This is a genomic window from Sphingopyxis sp. BSNA05 (genome assembly GCF_013265645.1).
GTDB lineage: Bacteria > Pseudomonadota > Alphaproteobacteria > Sphingomonadales > Sphingomonadaceae > Parasphingorhabdus.
On record NZ_PYIA01000141.1, the window covers coordinates 1 to 18,000 of the forward strand.

Sequence of the window (18,000 nt, forward strand, 5' to 3'; positions counted from 1 at the left end):
GGCCGGTTGCCCGCCTCCGCAAAAGAAATATCCCTTGATTCCCTCGCGAGAGGCGGTGGCGGGTAATTGGGACAGGATCGGGCAGTTGCAATTCCGGTTTTCACCCATTTCATGCCCGATCATATCGAGGAATCTTTGCCCATATCGGCAGATTGACGGGACCCGAAAGCCGATATTATTTCACCTATCAGGATAGAAAGAGCTTGAGGCGAAGCGGCTCTAAGCAGTCCAGCTGTCCCTATTCCCATTTTCGCGAACGCGCCAGGTGATCGGCTTCCCATTGTCCGGCCGTTCGGCGGGCTATAGGCATCCTCGGAATCAGAAGATGCCGGAAATCAGGCAGCCTCCGCGCTGTCGCGATGATAATCAGAAGCTGCCGTTCCGGCGGTCACACCCGTCGAGAAAGGTTTCTCCACCCGCACAAATAATCGCCTGTCAGCAGGCATGACCGGAAATATCGCGCGGGCAACTTGCAAGAGGCTAACCAATTGGGACAAATTTTGACGAATCGGGAGTGCCGATCCACTCAATTTCCACAACCTTGGTTATCCGTGGAAATTGATGGTGACCCCTACGGGAATCGAACCCGTGTTTCAGCCGTGAAAGGGCCGCGTCCTAACCGCTAGACGAAGGGGCCATACCAATTGCTGGTCAGCGAGCCACGGCCATTAGGGGGGCGCTCGGCATAGGTCAACCCTCTTTTCGCCGGAAATTTCGGGCTATTTTCCGGTGCCGTGGCGGACCGCCCGTAACTCTTTGTCTTTAGGGCCGCCAGCAGTGCGGTCGATCCGGCCGGTGGCACCGCCCGTTCCCGCGCTCCTGACCCGCTCAATCGGCCCAGGCGGCATCTTCCAGATGGATTTCCGCCGACGGGCGGCTGCCCCAGTCATCGATCTTGGCGCGGCCGGCGATCCACAATTTCCGTCCTCTCGGCGCGTTGAGCAGCGTCTGGCCAAGATCGCTTTCCGCTGCCCGAAAGGCGATGGTCTTGATCGACGCGCCGTCATCGCCGCCGACGATCATCCGCACATGGTCGGTTCCGACAATATCACATTTGATGATTCGCACCGGGCCGGTGGCGATGCGCGGCGCGGGCCAGCCCATGCCATAGGGGCCGGCGCCGTCCATCGCCTCGACCATCGTCGGATTGACGCCTTTGGGCGACAGCACCGCATCGAGCAGCAGCGCCTTGCCGTCCTGCGCCTTGCCGACACTGCCGGCGAGCCGGTCGTGAGAAATTCGGAAAAGGCGTCGACCTTGTCCGCCGCGACCGTGACGCCCGCCGCCATGGCGTGACCGCCACCGGCGATCAGCAAGCTGCTGTCCTTGGCCGCGATGATCGCAGCGCCCAGATCAACACCCGAAACCGAACGGCCCGATCCCTTGCCGATGCCCTCTTCGTCCAGCGCGATGATGATCGCCGGCCGGTTCAGCTTCTCCTTGATCCGCCCGGCAACGATACCGATGACGCCGGGATGCCAGCCCTTGGCCGAGAGCACCGCCACCGCCTGGTTCTGCTGGGCGGAGCACATCGCTTCGGCTTCTTCGAGCACATGCGCCTCGATCGCGCGGCGTTCCTGGTTGAGATGGTCGAGCTCGGCGGCGATGCTCCGCGCTTCCTCCGGGTCCTGCGTGATCAGCAGCCGGACGCCGAGATCGGATTTACCGACCCGTCCGCCGGCGTTGATCCGGGGACCCAAAGCAAAGCCGAGATCCGAGCAGATCGGCGCGCGCTTCAGCCGGCTGGCGTCGATCAGCGCCGACAGACCGATATTCTGCCTTCCGGCCAGCACCTTGATGCCCTGGGCGACAAAGGCGCGGTTGAGGCCGCGCAGCTGAGCGACATCGGCGACCGTGCCGAGGGCGACAATATCGAGCAGCTCCAGCAGTTTCGGCTCGGCCCGTCCCTTGAAAAAGCCCTGGTTGCGCAGCGTTCGGACCAGCGCCGCGCCGAGCAGAAAGGCCATGCCAACGGCGGCAAGGTGACCATGTTCCGCACCGGCGTCGCTTTCGTCCAGCCGGTTGGGATTGACCAGTGCGAGCGCCTTGGGCAGCTCCACCGCGCATTTATGATGGTCGACGACAATCACCTCGACACCGGCCCGGTGCGCCATGTCGAGCGCTTCAAAAGCCATTGCCCCGCAATCGACGGTAACCACCAGATTGCTGCCCTGCTCACCCAGCTTGACCAGAGCCTCGCCCGAGGGCCCATAGCCCTCCATCAGCCGGTCCGGGATATAATAGCCCGCTTCCAGCCCAAGCTCGCGCAGCAGCCGGATCAGCAGCGCCGCGCTGGTCGCGCCATCGACGTCATAATCGCCGAATATCGTGACCTTTTCCTGATTTTTGATGGCGAGAGCCAGGCGGTCCGCCGCCTTATCCATATCCTGAAAACCGAGGGATCGGGCATGAAGCCGCGGATCGTCGGGTCGCGGTTGACCGCGAGTGTTTCCCGGCTGGCGCCGCGCGCGAGCAGCAACTGGGTGACCAGATCATCGGGCTGGAAACCCGGATCGCGCGCGTCGGCGCTGGTGCTGCGCCAGCGCCAGCTCTGGCCGGACAGGGATTTTTCTACATTCAATACTGCACTCATGGCCGGTGCTATGCGTCAAAGCAGCGGCGCTGACAATCGGTCTGTTGCTTGCTAGGGAGAGAGGCATGAAAAAGCTTCTGATCGTCTATTACAGCTATACCGGCGGCACCGCGCAGATGGTCGAGGCCGCGGCCACGGCCGGGCAGGGTGAGGATGGCATCGAAATAGACGTCCTGCGCGCGGAAGACTGCCAGCCGGAGCATATGCTGTCCGCCGACGGCTATATTTTCGCGACGCCGGAAAATCTGGCGGCGATTGCCGGGGTGATGAAGGCTTTTTTCGATCGCTGCTATTATCCCTTGCTCGGGAAGATCGAAGGCCGCCCCTATGCGGCGATGATCTGCGCCGGATCGGATGGCGAGAATGCACAGAAACAGCTGGAGCGCATCGCCACAGGCTGGCGGCTCAAGAAAGTCATCGATAGCCTCATAGTCTGCACCCATGCGCAGACCGAAGAGCAGATATTGGCACCGAAAACGATTTCCGAAACCGACCGCCAGCGATGTGCCGAGACGGGTGCCACGTTATCGGCAGGCCTCGCCATGGGTATATTCTAGATCAGTTCGCGCACGCGATCCTGCAACACCGGAATCACATCTGTCTCGAACCAGGGATTGGCCTTGAACCAGCGGATATTGCGCGGGCTGGGATGGGGCAGGGGCAATAGCTCCGGCCAGAATTCCTGCCAGCGTTTGACCGTTTCGGTGAGCGTGCGTGATTTGCGCTCTCCCAGATGCCATTTCATCGCATATTGGCCAAGTACCAGTGTCAGCTTGATGTTCGGTAACGCCTCCAATAGCGGCTTGCGCCAGGCCGGCGCGCATTCCGGTCGTGGCGGCATGTCGCCGCCCTTGCCGCTGCCGGGAAAGCAGAATCCCATCGGCACGATCGCGAACAGGCGCGGGTCGTAAAATTGCTCTCCGGTCACGCCCAGCCAGTCGCGCAGCCGCTTGCCGCTGACATCGTCGAACGGACGGCCTTTCTCGTGGGTCTTGCTGCCCGGCGCCTGTCCGACCAGCAGAATCTGCGCGCTGCTGTCCGCCTGCACCAATGGTTTGGGACCGAGCGGCAGGCCGGCGCAAATCGTGCAGGCGCGGATTTCATCCAGCAGGCCGGCCAGCGCGTCGGGTGGTCGGCTCGTCATTCCTTGCGGCGGCAAATCGCCAGATGGTCGGGCTTCTCGTCCTTGGCGATCGGCGGCAGGACGAAGACATGGCCGAGATGGGTCGGATCCCGCCCGTCCGGTTTCCTCACACCTTTGACGACGGCGGCGAAATCGCGGCAGGCTGGCGCGCTTTGCAGATAGTTGCTGTGGCCGGTGCGGCCCCGGCTGACGGCGGTCGTGTCGATGATGGTAAGCGCTGCCTTGTCGACCGCTTCGGCATATTTCGGATGCGCCGCATAGCAGCGCTCGGGCAGGCCGCGGGTCTCGAGTTCTGCGGCCTCGAACGGACTGAAGCAGCGCGGATAGCCGAGCCGGGGATAGCCGTGAATATCATCGGACAGCGACAGGGCGCGATCCTTGATCGATGCGTAAACGGTGATACGCCGGTCGTTGCGAACCCGCCGGTCGGACAAGATTTCTTCGGCAATATCGCGCTCGAAATCCTGGGTGTCGACGTCCGGGGAGACGAGGATGATATTCGAAATGACGCTGGAATCGCTGGTCGAAACATTGCGGTCGACATATTCCACCGAGGGCAGTACCAGCCGTGCGCCGAGCGAGTGGGAAATCAGCACGATTTCCTTTGTCGTCTCCAGCTGCGCCAGCTGCATCAGGAATTTGCGGAAATTGCGCTCGTCCCAGTACATGTTGGTTTCGTCCACCGGATATTTGAACAGGCGCCCTGCGACGGCCAGCTATACTGGATAGCCGGACCGGTGAAACCGGTCAGCCGGACGATCTGGTCGGTGTCGCGCGAACTGGTGAAAAAAGTTTCCCGATAGCCGTGGACGTAGAGCAGCACGCGGCCGTCCGCTGCCTGCATCCTGGCGGCCAGACTGGCCCACCATTGTTGCGAATCGGAAAAGCCGAACGGGATGCTGCGGGTTGTCTTGCCGGGCTCCCGCTCGACCTCCTGCGGTCCGGCAAAGCGGCCATAGCGGACCTTGTCGCCGCGATGGTGCAGCAGGCGGATATTTTCGGTCAGGCAGTCGGGCAGCCGGCTGGTGACAAAGAAAAACGGCTTGTCACCAGCATCGGCCGCATCATCCGGCTTGGGATTGCACCGCTCCGGGGCGACATAGGCGGAATGGGCTATGTCCCCATATTCCACCGGCGTCACGCATCCGGCAATCAGCCAGGGCAACGCAAGAATCGCCCATCTGGCCCTGGCCGCGATACGCTTCGGTGACGGCAGGCTAGCGATGGTCATTCTCAGTTTCGCGATGCTCGCTCTTCACCCAGCGCACGGTGCCGGAGGAGGCGCGCATCACGACGCTTTCCGTGGTCATCTTGCCGCCGCGCAATTTCTTGACGCCTTCCAGCAGCGAACCGTGGGTCACGCCGGTCGCGGCAAAGATCACATCGCCCTTGGCCAGTTCCTTCAGGTCATAGACCTTGTCGAGATCCTCGATGCCCCATTTATAGGCGCGCTGGCGCTCGTCGTCGTTGCGGAATAGCAGACGGCCCTTGAACTGGCCGCCGACGCAGCGCAGCGCGGCTGCCGCGAGCACGCCTTCGGGCGCGCCGCCGCTGCCCATATACATGTCAACGGTCGTGTCTTCGTCCGTGGTGGCGATCACGCCGGCAACATCACCGTCCGGGATCAGCATGATGCCGCATCCGATTTCGCGGAGTTCGGCGATGATCTTGTCGTGCCGCGGACGATCCAGAACGCAGACGATGATTTCGGCCGGCTCGACGCCCTTTTCCTTGGCAACGGCAGACACATTCTCTGTCACCGACTTGTTGAGATCGATAATATCGGGCGAATAGCCGGGGCCGACCGCAAGCTTGTCCATATAGACGTCAGGCGCGTTCAGCAGATTGCCCTTTTCCGCAATGGCCAAAACGGCCAGCGCATTGGCGCCTGCCTTGGCGGTGATCGTCGTGCCTTCCAGAGGATCAAGCGCGATATCGATCGCAGGCGCTTCACCTTCGCAGCCGCGTCCGACCTTCTCGCCGATAAACAGCATCGGTGCCTCGTCGCGTTCGCCTTCGCCGATCACGACCGTGCCGCAGATATCCAGCTCGTTCAGCGCCGCGCGCATCGCTTCGACGGCAGCGGCATCGGCCGCTTTCTCGTCGCCGCGGCCAATCAGATTGGCGGCCGATATGGCGGCTGCTTCGGTAACGCGTACCATTTCCATGACCAGTACGCGGTCCAATATGTCGCTTGCTTGTGGCATATTATCGATCAGTCCTTCTATAAGGTGCAAATTTGGACTCTCGATAGGGGAGCGATATTGCAATGTCGAGACAGGTTATACTGATCCTTTTGCTGATATCGTCTGCTGCGCTGGCGCAGGACGAGATACCAGCGGAGCGGACCGCTGAAATTCTGGACAATGCCCGAAAACTGACAGCGGTCGATGCCGATGGCTGTCTTGTCTACCGTTCCAGCGACGAAATCGTGGTTTGCGGCACGCCCGAAATTGACCGGTTGCAACGGTTGCCCTTCCCGGAACTGGCCACGGTTGCAGGACAAAGGATTCGCGAGCCGCTTCCGAAAGGCAATCCGGCGATCGTCCAGCAGGGGCGCTGTTATGTCACTATGGACGAACGCAATTGCTTCCAGGGCGTGTCGCTGCTGACCGTCGGGTCGGGCGGTGGCGTTGGCGGCGCTGCCGCGCGTCTGTGGCAGGTCGTCTCTCCGGACATTCCGGACGAGGATTATGTCCAGCAGGCGCTGATCAAGCCGTTGGTACCGGAAGCGCCCGACTGATCAGTCCTGATCGCTCAGCAAATGCATCACGACCGGTTCCGCCTGCAAGCTGGTCGAGCTCGAAAGCGCCGCGAGGCTTTCCGAGACATTCCGTTCGCGGCTGTCGTGGGTGACCATGGAGATCAGCACCGATCCCTCGTCGGTCTTGGCCGTCTGGATCAGGCTTTCGATCGACACATTGGCATCGCGCATGGCGGCGGTGATCTCGGCCAATACGCCCGGCTTGTCGGCCACGATGAAGCGGACATAGCTTTTGCCGATGCGGTTGCCGCTCTCGGCGCGCTCGCAGGGCTCCATCTTGCTGGCGGGTGCGGCAAAGACGGTCCCGGCATCGCCGCGCGCAATATCGATCAGATCAGCGACGACGGCGGAAGCGGTCGGCCCTTCGCCGGCACCGGCACCCTGGAACATCAGGCGACCGGAGAAATTGCCCTCGGCAACCACCGCGTTGGTGGAGCCTTCGATATGGGCCAGCGGATGGCTTTCGGGGACCAGATAGGGATTGACCCGCTGGAACAGTTTTCCGTCATCGATCCGGGCCATGCCGAGCAGGCGGATGCGATAGCCCAAAGCCTTGGCCTGACCGATGTCCGCCGCCATGATATGGCGGATGCCGTCGATCTCGACGCCGTCGAAGTCGAGCGCCTTGCCAAAGGACAAGGCCGCCAGGATGGCCAGTTTGTGGGCGGCATCGACGCCGTCGATGTCAAAGCTGGGATCGGCTTCGGCATAGCCGATTTCCTGCGCTTCCTTCAGAACATCGTCAAAGGCGTGGCCGTGTTTTCCATCGCGGTGAGGATATAATTGCAGGTGCCATTAAGAATGCCATAGACGCGCTCGATCCGGTTGGCCGAGGCGCCATCGCGCAATCCCTTGATCACCGGGATCCCGCCGGCCACTGCGGCCTCATAGCGCAGCGAGAGATTCGAATTTTCCGCCGTCTGCGCCAGTTCCATGCCGTGGTGGGCAATCATCGCCTTGTTGGCGGTGACGAACGACTTGCCCGCGGCCAGGCTCTTGCGGGCAAGATCCAGCGCCGTGCCGTCCGATCCGCCGATCAGTTCGACCACACAATCGACATCATTTTGCGACGCAAGATCTTCGGTTTTGTCGCACCATATATAAGGAGCCAGATCAACGCCGCGGTCGCGGTTGCGGTCGCGGGCAGAAACGGCGGTTACCACGATCGGACGACCGGCCCGTTGCGTGATCATGGCGCCATTTTCTTCAATGAGCCGGATAACGCCGGTGCCGACGGTACCCAGTCCGGCGAGCGCGATGCGTAGCGGAGCAGTCATGGTAATAAGCCTCTTTGCGATTCAGGTGAATTTGCTGGCGCCTTATTAGCGCCGCCTTGGGCGAATACCAGTATAAGTTGGGTCGGCTCAGGGCTGTCGTGATCTGGGGCAGTTGCCGAGATCGTCGAGCACCATCTGGTAATCGCTGCGGGCCTGCCGCGCATTGGCGGGTGAATCGCTGGCCAAAGCGCTGCCCGGCAACTGCCGGGGCAGGAAGCAGGCCAGCCGGTACCAGAGCAGGCTGTTCCTGACCGGCGCGCGCGCGGCTTCGTCGACAATCTCGCCCAGCGAGACGGCCCAGAATTTCTGCTGGCCCGCCCGTTTCAGAACGGTAATCGAGATCGGGGAGCCGTTTTCGGTTTCCATGAAGATCTGCGTTTCGCCCTCGCCGATGATGGTGCCGGGCACGTGAAAGGCGCTGGCGATCCGGGAGACCGCGGGGGCGCGTCATAGGCAACCAGTTCGCGGACCAGCGAGCGGACGCGCTGCTCGCGGCTGGCCGTCCAGGCGATCTGGCCGTCCTTTGCGGTCAGTTGTACATTGTCGCCCCCGCCCGGTGCGCGGCGGCCGAATATGATGAAAGGCTTCTTCTTCACCTTTGGCGCCCGCCCGCGTTCATCCAGCGGCAAATCTATGACATAACGAATCGTTTCGCCGACGCCGCCATCGCCGCGAATCAGGGCGTTGGTCGATGCAATTATATAAAAACGCTGCGTGTTAGGCGGTGCATTTGGGGCCTTTCGGGGTCGACTTTAATCGCTTTTTTAACCGTTACATGGGCGATGATGGATGCGTCCGAACTGAGGTCGGCGAGGTCGGCATATTGCAGTGTGTCACCATCGTCGAAAACCTGAGAAAAAGCTGGAACGCCCGTGATTTGAGAGAAAAATAGCGTGGCGGCGAATATCGTTAACAAGCGCATGATTTTCCCTGACTCAGCAATTTAAGGATGGCAGTTTTTAGCCTCAATTTAGGTCTTTAACAGCTTAATCGACCCTGAACCAACAAAGCGATTGCCTGCGTGGAACTAGCACGTTAAAACAAATTTAAGATGGCTTTCAAGCGAACGAAAAGTTGTCATGGGGATAATAAGGGTCGCGATGGTTTCCAAAACCTCTCGGCCTTTGTCTGGAACTTCAGCAATGGAGTATACTACCTTGTGATGGGGAAAAAGGAGTTACATTTCTGAATGGCTTATGCTGACCAAGAGATGAGTTCGAACAAGATCATATCGATCGTTCTTGTCGTAATCATTCACCTGTTACTTGGCTATGCGCTGGTCACTGGGCTAGCCTATACTGCCGTCAAGAAGGTTGCGACGCAGCTGGATATGATTGACATTGATGAAGAAGAACCACCGGAAGAGCCGGACGAGCCGCCTCCACCGCCGCCAGAGCAGCCGATTGAGCCGCCTCCCGTAGTGACACCACCGCCCATCGTGGCTCCTGTGGTTGCACCGCGGCCGGTCATCCGGACCGTTCCGACGGCACCGCCGCCACCGGCACCGGTTGTTGCGCCTCCGGCACCGCCACCAGCTCCACCGCCACCACAGCGGGCGGATCCCGAGCCGCGTGGTAATCCGGGGAACTGGGCCAATGCGAATGACTATCCTTCGCGGGCACTGCGTGAAGAACGTGAAGGGACTACGCGTTTCCGGCTGACCGTCGGTGCGAATGGTCGGGTAGCCAATTGTCAGATCACAGGTTCCAGCGGCCACGCTGATCTTGACGAAGCTGCCTGTAAAAACCTGACACGGCGTGCGCGTTTCAGACCTTCTCTGGACGCGAACGGCGATCCTACGACTGGTTATTACTCCAACGCCGTCCGTTGGCAGATACCGAAATAATGTAATTGGGGAGGGCATCGAGAGCTGCCCTTCCTGCAACAGTTTTTTGCAATTAGTTTATCCTGAGGGGAATGTTAAAATGTTGATTGAAATTCTGGCCGCTGCACCGGTAGCACCACAAAACGCTTTCGGTTTTTGGGAAGCAATGGAACAGGGCGGTGTTATCGCTTGGTCTGTTCTGGCAATTCTGACGATCATGTCTGTTTCTTCTTTCTACATCCTGTTTTCGAAATTGTTCGAACAGAATAAGGTCATGAAGCAGGGCGCCGCGATGCGTTCGACTTTCTGGCGCGCCGGCAGCCTCAAGGAAGGCGCTGCCAAGCTCGACAAGAATTCCGCCTACCGTCAGATCGTCGACGACGCGATCAAGGCCGATGCCGACCACGCCAAGCTGACCGACCCGGTTGAAGCGCATGACTGGCTGCACGGATCGATCGAACGGTCGCAGGATCTGATCAAGTCCAAGCTCGCCACCGGCCTGCCATGGTTGGCAACCGTTGGTGCAACATCGCCGTTCATCGGTCTGTTCGGTACGGTTATCGGCATCTATCGCGCCCTGATCAAAATCGGCATCGCCGGCCAGGCTTCGATCGACGCCGTTGCTGGCCCGGTTGGTGAAGCTCTGATCATGACCGCACTGGGTCTTGGTGTGGCTGTTCCTGCCGTTCTGGCGTACAACTGGCTGCAGGGACGCAACAAGCGTATCTCCGAACAGCTGGCTGCATTCTCCAACGACGTTCTCGGCTATATGGCTTCGGACGGCGGCGTTAAGCCAGTTGCCAAAGCTGCTCCAGCTGCCAAGACTGCTGCGAAACCAGCTGCACCTGCTGCAAAGAAATAAGCCGGAGGCGGGTTGCTCGCCATATTGGCGCAGCAGCCCGGCCGACGCACGACAAGGAGGCTTTCGCTTCCTTCAGATGTTTAGTTTTGAGAGGATAAAATCCTATGGCGATGAATGTTGGGGGCGGTAGCGGCGAGGAAACTCCTCTATCCGATATTAATACTACCCCGCTCGTGGACGTTATGCTGGTGCTGCTGATCATTTTTCTGATCGCTGTTCCCGTGGTTATCCAGACCGTAGAACTCGAACTTCCGGTACTTCCTTTCGAAGTCACCACGACGAAGAAAGAGAATGTGCTGCTGTCGATCACCACGACGGATGCCGCTGGACGCGATCCGGGCGAAGAAGGATATTCAGGCGCCACGCCGGGTGGAAACTGCCGCGTATATTGGGGCACCAGTCCGGTTGATTCCAACGAGCTGGTCCGCAAGGCGGTGAAGCAGCTGGAAGACCAGATTGAATCCTTTGGCGGCGTCGAGAATATGACACCGGAAGATATGCCGGAAGTTCACATCCGCGGCGACATCAACACGCCCTACAAGTGCATCGGCGGCGCTATCTATTCCATGCAGCGCGCCGGCTTCGCGAAAGTAGGCTTTATTTCCACACCGATCGCTGTCGAATAAGTTCGGCCGGCAGCCAGTAATATTTAAGGTTAAGGAGACTCCCGAATGGCAATGAGTGGCGGAAAAGATGATGGCGAGCCAATGATGGAGATGAACACGACGCCGCTCATCGACGTCTTGTTGGTTCTTCTCATCATGTTCATCATTACAATCCCGGTGCAAACGCACGCGGTCAAAATCGATCTGCCGGTTGCAGATGATAGCCCGCAGGACCAACCGATCATTGATCCGGTCAAAAATCGCCTGGGGATTACGGCGACAAACCAGATCATCTGGAATGACAGTCCGGTTTCACTGAACCAGGTGCGGCAATATCTCGCCCAGACCAAATCGATGGTTCCGGAGCCGGAATTGCAGTTCCAGCCCGATCCGCTGAGCGCCTATCTGTTCACTGACAGCACGCTGGCAGTGATCAAGGAAAGCGGCGTCTCCAAATTCGGTTTTGTCGGCAACGAGCAATATGGCAGCTTCAACAAAGCGAGCCGTCCGCCGAACTAGGTTCGACGCAATGCATTTACAGGGGTCGCGGTAGCAATATCGCGGCCCTTTTTATGGTGCGGACCCGACACCAGCCAGGCTTTCGTTCTGCCAGAAAAGGGGGCGAGAAAATTGCAACTCGCCAGGCATTTGCGCGCAGGATATACCCCATGCAGCCGTAGCGGGGAGGACCAGCGATGACAAAGACCATATCAGCGAAAATAGACTTGGTCCTGCTCTGGATAATCGGCGTGATTCTGGCTTATTCTGCCATCATCTTCGCATCCGCCTATTTGTCCGGAGCGGATATGGGCGCATGGGTCTGGGATCGGCATCAGAATCTCTTTTCCTGGTATTCGCGACCCTTGTTCATCATCCCGGCTGCCTATTATGCCTATCGCCGGAAAGTCTGGCATGTGCTCGGTTTCATGCTGCTGCTCGCGACCAGCCTGTTCTGGTTTGCCGCTCCCGAGGCGACTGATCCGGCGATCCGGGAATATCTGCAATGGGAGGCAGACCTCTTTTTCTCGAACGAAAGCAAGTTGCCGCTCCTCGGGTTGATCGTCGCGGTCCTGATATTTCTGTTCTTGCTGTTTTACGCCTTCTGGCAGCGCAATCCCTGGCTTGGTCTGCTGGTGATCAACGCCGGAACCGTTCTGAAAATCATCGTCAGCCTGGCATTCGGGGAAGGGACGGGCGCAGCCGCCGTCCTCCCGTCGCTTTCCAGCCTGCTGGTGATTAATCTGTTCGCCTATCTTCTCTGGCGCCGTCTCCGAAAATCGCGGCGAGCGGATTAAGCACGGCGGGGCCCTTCAGCACTGCCGCCATAGCGGCGAAACGGATCAGGACGTGATAGCGGACCGGCTCGATTCCGCGCTGCTGAATTGCAGGTCGGCAAGCCGGGCATAGAGGCCATTTTCGCGATCAGGCTGTCGTGGTCGCCCTGCTCGACGATCTTGCCCTCGTCCATCACGATGATGCGATCCGCCGACCGGACAGTTGCGAGACGATGGGCGATGACGATCGTGGTGCGGTCCTGCATCAAATGGTCGAGCGCATCCTGCACCAGCTTTTCGCTTTCGGCATCAAGGGCGGATGTGGCCTCATCGAGCAACAATATCGGCGTGTTGCGGAGCAGGGCGCGGGCAATGGAGATGCGCTGGCGCTGGCCGCCGGACAGCCGCGTGCCCGCTTCGCCCATGAAACTGTCCAGACCCTCGGGCAGGGCGCGCAGAAATTTCTCGGCATTGGCGACCCGTGCCGCCTCCCAGATTTCCTCGTCGGTCGCTTCCCATTTGCCGTAGCGCAAATTGTCGCGGGCCGAGGCGGCAAACAGAACCGTTTCCTGCGGCACCAGCGCCATCCGCTGCCTGATCTCCGCCGGATCGGCCGAGGGCAGGGCAACGCCGTCGATGCGAACGGACCCACTCTGCGGATCGTAAAAACGCTGGGCCAGCTGGAATAGGGTGGACTTGCCGGCACCGGACGGTCCGACCACGGCGACGGTCTCGCCGGGCGTCACGGTCAGGGAGAAATTGCTGAGCGCCAGCGTGTCCGGCCGCGTCGGATAGGCAAAGGTGACATTGTCGAACGCAATCTGGCCGCGCGATGGCACGGGCAGGGCAATTGGATGTTCCGGCGCGGCAATGCCCGGTTTCTCGGACAGCAGTTCGGCGAGCCGGCCCGCCGCACCGGCGCCGCGCAGCAGATCGCCATAGACCTCGGTCAGTGCGCCAAAGGCACCCGCAACAAGGCCGCCGGTAATCACGAAGGCAGCAATGGTGCCGCCGGAAATACTTCCTTCCGCCACACCGATGGCGCCGCGCCACATCAACATGGTGATGCCGGTGAAGATCAGGCCAATCACGATCGCGGTCATTGCCGCGCGCAGGCGGATCCGGCTCTTGGCCGTATCGAATGTGGACTCCACCGCGCCGCTGAACCGTTGGTGCTCGCGCTTTTCCTGCCCGAAGGCCTGGACGATTTTCATGGCGCCGAGAACTTCCGAAATCATCGCGCCGACATCCGCTACCCGGTCCTGGCTGGAGCGCGAGACATTGGTTAGCTTGCGGCCAATGAACACGATCGGCAATATGATTACCGGGATGGCGATCAGCAGACCGGCGGTGAGAGCAGGGGCGAGCGTGAAGAGATAGACGATCCCGCCGATGCCGATGACGATATTGCGAAGCGCGACCGACACGGTGGTCCCCACCACCTGTTCGATAATCGCTGTATCGGAGGTCATTCGCGAGGCAATTTCCGATGGCCGGTTCTCTTCAAAAAAGCCCGGTGCCAGGCGCAGCAGATTGGCCTGTACCGCAAGCCGCAGATCGGCGACGACCCGTTCGCCGAGCCAGCTGACAAAATAGAAACGAAAGGCCGTGGCTACGGCCAGAACAGCAACTATGCCCAACAGGCCCTGAAAATAGGGGGCGATGTCTCCGTTGCCGGCCATGAAGCCCTTGTCGATGATGGTCTTGAAGCCGGCGGGGATGGCCAGCGTGGCCATAGCCGACACGAAAAGGGCCAGCAGCGCAAAGGCAATCTGCTTGGGATAAGCAATGGCGCGATCGAACACCATCCGCAGATTTCCGATTTTCTTGAGCGGTGCGGGAGGGGTGTCTTTTTCGACGGAATTGGTTTTATCGTTCATGAGAAAGCGCCTAGCAGTCCGTCCTATTTCTAACAATCAAAGCTTTGCTCCGCTGTTACCCGGAACCGCCCGTACAGGGAAGATGGCGATGATAGTCGACAATACCAAGAGCGGGGCCGGCAATAAGCCCGATTGGCAGTCCCGCTATTGGGGCGGCTTAACGCTGGTCAAATGTCAGGAAATTGTTAGAACAAAAGGGCTTCGGGCGGAAAGCGGCCCGGACGATTCGTGAAATTTTCGATCAAGGATGATGCGCGCATGAATCAGATTGCTTCAAAAGGCCAATTACGGATGTCTTTGCTGCGCTGGATATTGTTTGTCGTGCCGATCACCGTGCTCCTGGGTTTTACCTTCAGCCAGTTTGCCAATTCGGGTGAGGAAAATCGCTGGTTCCAGGCCCTGACCAAACCGGATGCACAACCGCCCGGACCGGTATTCGGTGCCGCCTGGGCCCTGCTCTACGCGATGATGGGAACCGCCTTTGCGATGGTGCTTCATGCCCGCGGCGCGCCCTGCGCGGACCGGCCATCATCCTGTATCTTCTGCAATATGCGCTCAACCTGTTCTGGCCGGTGCTGTTTTTCGGCATGCATCAGGTCGGTGCCGCCTTCTGGCTGCTGGTCATCATCTTCCTGCTGGCCTTGGGCACAACGCTTGTCTTTGGCCGCGTCCGCAAGGCTGCGGCCTGGCTGATGGTGCCCTATCTGGCATGGCTTTGTTTCGCCGCCGTGCTCAACAAGCAGATCGAATGGTTGAATCCCGGTGCGGAAACCCTTGTGGTTCCGGCCGCGAGAACCCAGATATAGAGAATATTTTTATCGGGCCGGAACCGGCCCTGACGGAGTGTAATGACATGCAGAGCCAGAACCGCTTTTTCGATGATATTTCCAAGGTCCTGAACGGGCTTGCCGGAACCGTGGCGGGCGTCGGCCGCGAAGCCGAATCCAGCGCCAGAGAACGGGCCAAGGAATGGTTTGGCGGGATGGACTTTGTCTCGCGCGACGAATTCGAAGCGGTCAAGGAAATGGCGGCCAAGGCCCGCGCCGAGGCCGATGCGTTGAAGAAACGTCTCGATGCGCTGGAAAAGGGCGCCGGGGCACCGGCCCGGAAACCGGCGGCGAAACGCGCGGCCACCCGCAAGCCGGCGGCCAGCAAGCCTGCCGCCGCCAAAGCGCCTGCCCGCAAGCCAGCGGCTCCCAAAACAGGCGACTGAAGCCCGGTTGATCCGCATCGCATCGCGGTTCATTATCCACAGCGTTCCCACAAACAATGTGACGACGCGCGTCTGCTTGCCTTGCCCTGATCCGGCGAGTGGGCCACTAGGCTTGTATCTGCAAAGGATCTGGAACCGCGATGCTTGACGACCAATGGGAAGAGCTTGATCAGGATGAAGCACCGCCCGTCGACATGCTGTCGGCCTTTTTCGAGGCGCGCGGCTGGGCGGTGGACCATGTCGGCGACGACGAACTGTCGGTCGAGATAAAGGGCAACTGGACCAGCTACCAGATGCGCGCGATCTGGCGGAACGAGGATCATGTCCTGCAAATTCTGCTGCTACCGGAAATCCGGGTGCCGGAAGAGAAGACCACCGTCATTTACGAGACGCTCGGCCTGATCAACGAGCAGCTCTGGCTCGGCCACTTCGACCTTTGGTCGAACAATAATATATTGCTTTTCCGCCACGCGACCCTGCTCGGGGGCAGCGGTCTGCTCGGGCTCGACCAGGCACAGACAATTGTCGATCTGGCGATCGAGGAATGGGAACGTTTCTATCCGGTCTTCCAGTTTGTCCTGTGGAGTGACAAGAGCCCGCAGGATGCGATCAAGCACGCAATGGTCGATACGGTCGGCGAAGCCTGAACCGCCAGGCCGGTTTCAGCCATTGTCTCCGCGCAGGTCGAACACCATCTTGCGGTCCGTTTCGGGAATCAGACCCTCCAGAACATGCCAGAAACCGGTCACCGATTCCTGTCCGGCAGACACATAGGCGGACGAGAGCTTCTCGCGCAATTGCCGGAACAATTCGGCCTCCAGTGCGGCGCCCTTGTCGGTCAGGCGCAGCAATTTCTGGCGCCGGTCGATGATGCCCGGAGAGGTCAATATGAAGCCCCGGTCCTGCAATTCCTTCAGCACCCGGCCCAGCGACTGTTTTGTGATTGCGAGCAGTTTCAGCAGCTCGCCGACGGTCAGATCGGGTTGCCGGGCAATGAAGTAGAGTGCCCGGTGATGCGCCCGGCCCAGTCCCTGTTTCCCAAGCTCCTGGTCGATCGCGTTGGTCAGTCGGGTATAGCCGAAATAAAGCAGCTCGACACCGCGCCGAACCTCGTCCTCGCGCAGGAAAAGCGGCGAGGCTCCGGGAGATATGGCGGGGCGAGATACGTCAGTCATGTTGACGTATCTTGACAGGCTGATTAGGGGATTGCAAGGCAATTGAAACATGCTTCCAATTCTTCCAATGGTCGGCATGAACAACAGCGAAAGCGGCAGTATATGGCAGATACATCCAGCCTCGAATTTCATCTCGAGCCCAGCGCGAGCCCCCTGCACGCCAGCGAGCGGGCGAAGCTTCTGGAGAACCCGGGTTTCGGTACCCTGTTCACCGATCATATGGCGATGATCCGCTATACCGAAGCCGAAGGCTGGCATGATGCGCGGATTACCAAGCGCGAGCCGATTCTGATGGATCCCGCCTCTTCGGTGCTGCATTATGCCCAGGAAATTTTCGAAGGCATGAAGGCCTATCGCCTTGCCGATGGCGCGACGGCGCTGTTCCGCCCCGAAGAAAATGCCAGGCGCTTCCAGGCGTCGGCCCGGCGGATGGCGATGCCCGAACTGCCGGAAAAACTGTTTCTCGATTCGGTCGAGGCACTGGTCGATATCGACCGCGAATGGTTCCCCTCGGTCGAGGGCGGCTCGATGTATCTGCGCCCGTTCATGTTCGCCAGCGAAGTGTTTCTCGGCGTGCGCCCTGCGAAGGAATATCTCTATCTGGTGATCGCGTCGCCGGCCGGCGGCTATTTCAAGAGCGGCGCGTCGGCAATCAGCATCTGGGTGTCCGAACAATATAGCCGCGCCGCGCCCGGCGGCACAGGCGCGGCCAAATGCGGCGGCAATTATGCCGCCAGCCTGGTCGCCCAGGCCGAAGCCATCGAGAAACAGTGCGACCAGGTCGTGTTCCTCGATGCCGCCGAGCATAAATGGGTCGAGGAACTCGGCGGCATGAATCTTTTCTTCGTGATGGACGACGGCCGGCTGGTTACCCCGCCGCTTGGCGGAACCATCCTGCCCGGCATTACCCGGGATTCGATCATCACCCTGGCCCGCGAAGAAGGGCTGAGCGTGGTCGAAGAGCCTTATGCGATGGACCAGTGGGAAGCCGATGCGGCCAGCGGCAAGCTTGTTGAAACCTTCGCTTGCGGTACCGCGGCGGTCGTGACAGCGGTCGGCACCGTCAAGTCCACCGAGGGGGAATTCACCATCGGCAGCGGCGGTCCGGGTCAGTTGACCGAAAAATTGCGCCGGCGGCTTGTCGACATCCAGCGCGGCGTTGCCCCCGATCCGCATGGCTGGGTCAAAAGATTGTTCGAGGCTTAGGCATAACTGCCTCTTGCCCCGTGGGGGCAAACTGGATAATAGGCCCGTTCACCAGCGCGGCCCGATAACAAGGGCCGGCAATATTGGGGTGTCGCCAAGTGGTAAGGCAGCGGCTTTTGATGCCGCCATGCGCAGGTTCGAATCCTGCCACCCCAACCAACTTTTCTTCACCGAGCGTTCGC

At 60.0% G+C, this 18,000-nt stretch carries 17 protein-coding genes, 2 tRNA genes and 5 pseudogenes; 13 read left to right on the forward strand and 11 right to left on the reverse strand.

Features of this window, described 5'->3' with window-relative positions:
* Window positions 1-562: 562 nt before the first annotated feature.
* Both C8024_RS16550 and recJ read right to left on the reverse strand, forming a co-directional pair.
* Window positions 563-637, reverse strand: a tRNA-Glu gene (locus C8024_RS16550).
* A gap of 191 nt (window positions 638-828) precedes the next feature.
* A pseudogene (gene recJ, locus C8024_RS16555) lies at window positions 829-2,593 on the reverse strand (single-stranded-DNA-specific exonuclease RecJ).
* A 65-nt stretch (window positions 2,594-2,658) separates the two neighbouring features.
* Between recJ and C8024_RS16560 the strand changes: the two are divergent.
* The gene (locus tag C8024_RS16560) at window positions 2,659-3,150 is read left to right on the forward strand and encodes a flavodoxin family protein (RefSeq protein ID WP_173207204.1); all 492 of its coding nucleotides are present in this window, start codon (window positions 2,659-2,661) and stop codon (window positions 3,148-3,150) included.
* Here the strand turns inward: C8024_RS16560 and C8024_RS16565 are convergent.
* The 3 genes and pseudogenes from C8024_RS16565 to glpX all read right to left on the reverse strand — a co-directional run bounded on the left by C8024_RS16565 (window position 3,147) and on the right by glpX (window position 5,944).
* A complete protein-coding gene (locus tag C8024_RS16565) occupies window positions 3,147-3,737 on the reverse strand; it encodes a uracil-DNA glycosylase family protein (RefSeq protein WP_173207207.1) in 591 nt (196 codons plus the stop codon). The genes C8024_RS16560 and C8024_RS16565 overlap by 4 nt on opposite strands.
* Window positions 3,734-4,968, reverse strand: a pseudogene (locus C8024_RS23710) (alpha/beta hydrolase). Before C8024_RS23710 ends, C8024_RS16565 begins: the two are co-directional and overlap by 4 nt.
* Entirely contained in the window at window positions 4,955-5,944 is a 990-nt protein-coding gene (gene glpX / locus C8024_RS16575) for a class II fructose-bisphosphatase (RefSeq protein WP_173207209.1), read from the reverse strand. The pseudogene C8024_RS23710 and the gene glpX overlap by 14 nt, the downstream one beginning before the upstream one ends.
* A gap of 62 nt (window positions 5,945-6,006) precedes the next feature.
* On the opposite strand from glpX, the gene C8024_RS16580 reads away from it, so the two are divergent.
* Window positions 6,007-6,480: a hypothetical protein gene (locus tag C8024_RS16580; protein WP_173207212.1), complete on the forward strand. Its 474-nt coding sequence runs from the start codon at window positions 6,007-6,009 to the stop codon at window positions 6,478-6,480.
* On the opposite strand, the pseudogene C8024_RS16585 reads toward C8024_RS16580, so the two are convergent.
* From C8024_RS16585 to C8024_RS16600, 4 genes and pseudogenes are all read right to left on the reverse strand, one after another.
* Window positions 6,481-7,778, reverse strand: a pseudogene (locus C8024_RS16585) (homoserine dehydrogenase).
* Between the two features lie 87 nt (window positions 7,779-7,865).
* Complete coding sequence (locus C8024_RS16590) at window positions 7,866-8,186, reverse strand: hypothetical protein (protein ID WP_217272270.1); 321 nt, start codon at window positions 8,184-8,186, stop codon at window positions 7,866-7,868.
* On the reverse strand, window positions 8,102-8,374 hold the full coding sequence (locus tag C8024_RS16595; RefSeq protein WP_173207218.1) for a hypothetical protein: 273 nt from the start codon (window positions 8,372-8,374) through the stop codon (window positions 8,102-8,104). The genes C8024_RS16590 and C8024_RS16595 overlap by 85 nt, the downstream gene beginning before the upstream one ends.
* 101 nt (window positions 8,375-8,475) lie before the next feature.
* Window positions 8,476-8,700 carry a hypothetical protein gene (locus tag C8024_RS16600; RefSeq protein ID WP_173207221.1) on the reverse strand — a complete coding sequence of 75 codons (225 nt, stop codon included), beginning with the start codon at window positions 8,698-8,700 and terminating at the stop codon, window positions 8,476-8,478.
* A gap of 267 nt (window positions 8,701-8,967) precedes the next feature.
* Here C8024_RS16600 and C8024_RS16605 point away from each other — a divergent pair, with 267 nt between their 5' ends.
* The 5 genes from C8024_RS16605 to C8024_RS16625 all read left to right on the forward strand — a co-directional run bounded on the left by C8024_RS16605 (window position 8,968) and on the right by C8024_RS16625 (window position 12,365).
* Window positions 8,968-9,624 carry an energy transducer TonB gene (locus C8024_RS16605; RefSeq protein WP_100093750.1) on the forward strand — a complete coding sequence of 219 codons (657 nt, stop codon included), beginning with the start codon at window positions 8,968-8,970 and terminating at the stop codon, window positions 9,622-9,624.
* 79 nt (window positions 9,625-9,703) lie between these two features.
* Window positions 9,704-10,465 (forward strand): MotA/TolQ/ExbB proton channel family protein, encoded by a 762-nt coding sequence (locus tag C8024_RS16610; RefSeq protein ID WP_100093751.1) that lies wholly within the window; start codon window positions 9,704-9,706, stop codon window positions 10,463-10,465.
* 104 nt (window positions 10,466-10,569) lie between these two features.
* Window positions 10,570-11,091, forward strand: a complete 522-nt coding sequence (locus tag C8024_RS16615; RefSeq protein ID WP_100093752.1) for a biopolymer transporter ExbD — start codon at window positions 10,570-10,572, stop codon at window positions 11,089-11,091.
* A 45-nt stretch (window positions 11,092-11,136) separates the two neighbouring features.
* Window positions 11,137-11,589, forward strand: a complete 453-nt coding sequence (locus C8024_RS16620) for a biopolymer transporter ExbD (protein WP_100093753.1) — start codon at window positions 11,137-11,139, stop codon at window positions 11,587-11,589.
* Window positions 11,590-11,765: 176 nt separating this feature from the next.
* Entirely contained in the window at window positions 11,766-12,365 is a 600-nt protein-coding gene (locus C8024_RS16625; RefSeq protein ID WP_173207224.1) for a hypothetical protein, read from the forward strand.
* A gap of 45 nt (window positions 12,366-12,410) precedes the next feature.
* On the opposite strand, the pseudogene C8024_RS16630 reads toward C8024_RS16625, so the two are convergent.
* Window positions 12,411-14,224 (reverse strand): annotated as a pseudogene (locus tag C8024_RS16630) (ABC transporter transmembrane domain-containing protein).
* Window positions 14,225-14,312: 88 nt separating this feature from the next.
* On the opposite strand from C8024_RS16630, the gene C8024_RS20485 reads away from it, so the two are divergent.
* From C8024_RS20485 to C8024_RS16645, 4 genes and pseudogenes are all read left to right on the forward strand, one after another.
* Window positions 14,313-14,456 (forward strand): hypothetical protein, encoded by a 144-nt coding sequence (locus C8024_RS20485; protein ID WP_217272271.1) that lies wholly within the window; start codon window positions 14,313-14,315, stop codon window positions 14,454-14,456.
* A 26-nt stretch (window positions 14,457-14,482) separates the two neighbouring features.
* Window positions 14,483-15,030, forward strand: a pseudogene (locus C8024_RS16635) (TspO/MBR family protein).
* 47 nt (window positions 15,031-15,077) lie between these two features.
* A complete protein-coding gene (locus C8024_RS16640) occupies window positions 15,078-15,437 on the forward strand; it encodes an accessory factor UbiK family protein (protein WP_173207228.1) in 360 nt (119 codons plus the stop codon).
* Window positions 15,438-15,577: 140 nt separating this feature from the next.
* Window positions 15,578-16,084 carry a YbjN domain-containing protein gene (locus tag C8024_RS16645; protein ID WP_173207231.1) on the forward strand — a complete coding sequence of 169 codons (507 nt, stop codon included), beginning with the start codon at window positions 15,578-15,580 and terminating at the stop codon, window positions 16,082-16,084.
* 15 nt (window positions 16,085-16,099) lie between these two features.
* On the opposite strand, the gene C8024_RS16650 is transcribed toward C8024_RS16645, so the two are convergent.
* Entirely contained in the window at window positions 16,100-16,612 is a 513-nt protein-coding gene (locus tag C8024_RS16650; protein ID WP_100093758.1) for a MarR family winged helix-turn-helix transcriptional regulator, read from the reverse strand.
* A 102-nt stretch (window positions 16,613-16,714) separates the two neighbouring features.
* Between C8024_RS16650 and C8024_RS16655 the strand changes: the two genes are divergently transcribed.
* Window positions 16,715-17,818 (forward strand): branched-chain amino acid aminotransferase, encoded by a 1,104-nt coding sequence (locus C8024_RS16655; RefSeq protein WP_173207234.1) that lies wholly within the window; start codon window positions 16,715-16,717, stop codon window positions 17,816-17,818.
* Between the two features lie 84 nt (window positions 17,819-17,902).
* A tRNA-Gln gene (locus C8024_RS16660) sits at window positions 17,903-17,977 on the forward strand.
* The last annotated feature ends 23 nt before the right edge of the window (window positions 17,978-18,000 follow it).